The organism is Streptomyces sp. NPDC058375 (assembly GCF_042723425.1).
Taxonomy (GTDB): domain Bacteria; phylum Actinomycetota; class Actinomycetes; order Streptomycetales; family Streptomycetaceae; genus Streptomyces; species Streptomyces durocortorensis.
Map to the genome: position 1 here is coordinate 1 of NZ_JBHXJG010000466.1, position 2,037 is coordinate 2,037.

General features: G+C 71.4%; 5 protein-coding genes. All 5 read right to left on the minus strand.

The genetic code is table 11. The features are described from left to right. Positions 1–118: 118 nt before the first annotated feature. The gene (locus tag ACFWM7_RS35065; protein ID WP_383268779.1) at positions 119–505 is read right to left on the minus strand and encodes a VOC family protein; all 387 of its coding nucleotides are present in this window, start codon (positions 503–505) and stop codon (positions 119–121) included. 49 nt (positions 506–554) lie between these two features. Beyond that, on the minus strand, positions 555–983 hold the full coding sequence (locus ACFWM7_RS35070) for a DUF4190 domain-containing protein (RefSeq protein ID WP_383268781.1): 429 nt from the start codon (positions 981–983) through the stop codon (positions 555–557). Between the two features lie 87 nt (positions 984–1,070). Beyond that, positions 1,071–1,628 (minus strand): FABP family protein, encoded by a 558-nt coding sequence (locus tag ACFWM7_RS35075; RefSeq protein WP_383268784.1) that lies wholly within the window; start codon positions 1,626–1,628, stop codon positions 1,071–1,073. 128 nt (positions 1,629–1,756) lie between these two features. Then, positions 1,757–1,918 (minus strand): hypothetical protein, encoded by a 162-nt coding sequence (locus ACFWM7_RS35080; RefSeq protein ID WP_383268787.1) that lies wholly within the window; start codon positions 1,916–1,918, stop codon positions 1,757–1,759. Continuing rightward, positions 1,915–2,037, minus strand: a 123-nt coding sequence (locus ACFWM7_RS35085) for an MbtH family NRPS accessory protein (protein ID WP_383268789.1), incomplete at its 5' end; no start/stop codon positions are given. The genes ACFWM7_RS35080 and ACFWM7_RS35085, both read right to left, overlap by 4 nt.

The following is a 2,037-nucleotide window of genomic DNA, read 5'->3' on the forward strand; positions in this document are numbered from 1 at the left end:
GCCGCCTACCCACCCACACCGTGGCAAACACCCGGTGCGCGTGCAACCGGCGGTGCGGAACCGGGCGGAGGTGGACTGATGTGCTGGCGGAAGCCGACCGGTGTGCTGAGCTCGCCGGTCAGGGGCGGTAGCGCAGGGGATGGTCGTCGGGCACCTCGACGACGGCGATCCGCACACCGTCGGGGTCCTCGACCCACATCTCGACCAGTCCCCAGGGCTCGCGCCGCGGTGGGCGCAGGACGGTCACGCCTTTCGTCCGCAGTTCTTCGTGGGCGGCCTCGGCGTCGTCGACCTGGAGCCAGATCCGCATCGCCGCCGAGGGCGGGTCCTCGCCCCGGCCGGAGACCTCCAGGAATCCGCCGCCGAGGAAGTAGACCGTGCCGCGCTCGGGGCCCGTACCGAATTCCCGGTAGACGGCGAGGCCCAGGGCCTCGCCGTAGAAGGCGCGGGAACGCTCGGGGTCGGTGGGGTGCAGCAGGATCCTGCTGCCCAGTACATGCACCATGGATCGAGCGTACGCCTTCCGCATCGCGTGCCGGCTCTTCCGGGATCCGTCAGTTGGTCAGCTCGTCGACGAAGTCTTCCGTGCACCGATCCTCGGCGGCCTGCCCGTTGGCCTGGTTCACGCAGTCCTCGAAGTCCTTGAACTCCTGGGAGTCGAAGACGGAGACGGCCACGACGAGGACGATGACGGACCCGATGAGGCCGAGCGCCCCGAACGCGGCGCCGACTATCGCCATCACCCGGCGCGGTGCGCGGCCCTGGCGGGTGCGGAGCGCGGCGATGATGCCGAAGACGACGGCGAGCAGGCCGAGGAGCAGCCCGCCCACCACGGTCCAGAAGAAGAGGCAGGCGATGAGGCCGAGCACGAGGGCGGCGACGGCGAAGCCGTTCGTCCGGGCGGGCGGCTGACCGCCGTAGGGGTCGTGATCGGCTGCGGGCTGCCCCTGGTACGGGGAATCCGGGTACGAGGGAAGGGACATCGGGAAGGTGCTCCTGTTCTCCTGGCTTCCCGTCCACCTGCCCCGTGGCCAGGACGCCATGCCGCAGCTTCGGTCACGCTCCGGCAACTACCCGGTCTGACCAGGCGCTGTTCGGCGGAGGTCGGCCGACAGGTGGTGCTGGAGTGGTCGGCCGACCGCGGCGAGGTCGTGGACGAAGGCGAGCGTGTCCGGATCCGTCAGGGTGTAGCGGCGGCGGGTGGCGTCGACCTGCTTGGCGGTGGGTGCGAGGGAGACCTGTTCGGTGGCGAGGTCGACGGCACCGTCGCGGGCGTGGCCGACCAGGATCTCCGCGATGCCGGTGGGCTGGGTGATCAGGGCCTCCACCCGCCCGTCCGGCTGCAGCCGCCACCAGCCGGTCTCCCGGGCGGACGGCCGCAGGGGTTTCCCGTCCGCGTCGAGCAGCCAGGCCCGGGCCTCGTACGCGAGGAAGGGCCGCCCGTCGTGGCTGAAGGTGACCTCCTGCGCGTAGGTGAAGTCCGCCTCCAGCGTCGGATACCCGCCGCTCCCCGTGCCCCGCCAGGTGCCGAGGTATCCGGTCACCGGGGCGAGCAGCGGATGCGGTGCGGGGGACGCGTCGGAACGCAGGGCGTCGGGGAAGGGGAAGTCGCGGACGGGGTGGTTCATGCGGGGGTGCGCTCCTGAATCCGTCGGGGCCGGTGCCGGATCGCAGCCTAGGGGGTGCCCTGTGCCGGTGCGGCGAGCACGCCGACGGCCCCGCACCGGGTGTGTGTGCGGGGCCGTTTCCGCCGGGTTCAGTTGTGGGCGAGCAGGGCGTTCTCGTTCTCGTTCTCGTTCTCGTTCTCGTTCTCGTTCTCGTCGAGGCGGACGACGCGGGGCAGCCGTTTGATGGTGGCTTCGCGGTGGGCGATGGCGGTGAAGGTGCCGTCCGTACGCCCCGTGGCGGCCGGCCTCACGTCGGATCGGCCGCCATGCTCTCCATCAGACTCTTGGGCCGCAGGTCGGTCCAGTTCTGCTCGACGTAGTCCAGGCAGGCCCGGCGGGTGCCCTCCGGATGGACGACGGTCCATCCGGC

Bases quoted from the DNA above. Each gene is read 5' to 3' on its own strand.
- ACFWM7_RS35075 (WP_383268784.1), bottom strand. From the start codon at position 1,628: ATGAACCACCCCGTCCGCGACTTCCCCTTCCCCGACGCCCTGCGTTCC.
- ACFWM7_RS35070 (WP_383268781.1), bottom strand. From the start codon at position 983: ATGTCCCTTCCCTCGTACCCGGATTCCCCGTACCAGGGGCAGCCCGCA.
- ACFWM7_RS35065 (WP_383268779.1), bottom strand. From the start codon at position 505: ATGGTGCATGTACTGGGCAGCAGGATCCTGCTGCACCCCACCGACCCC.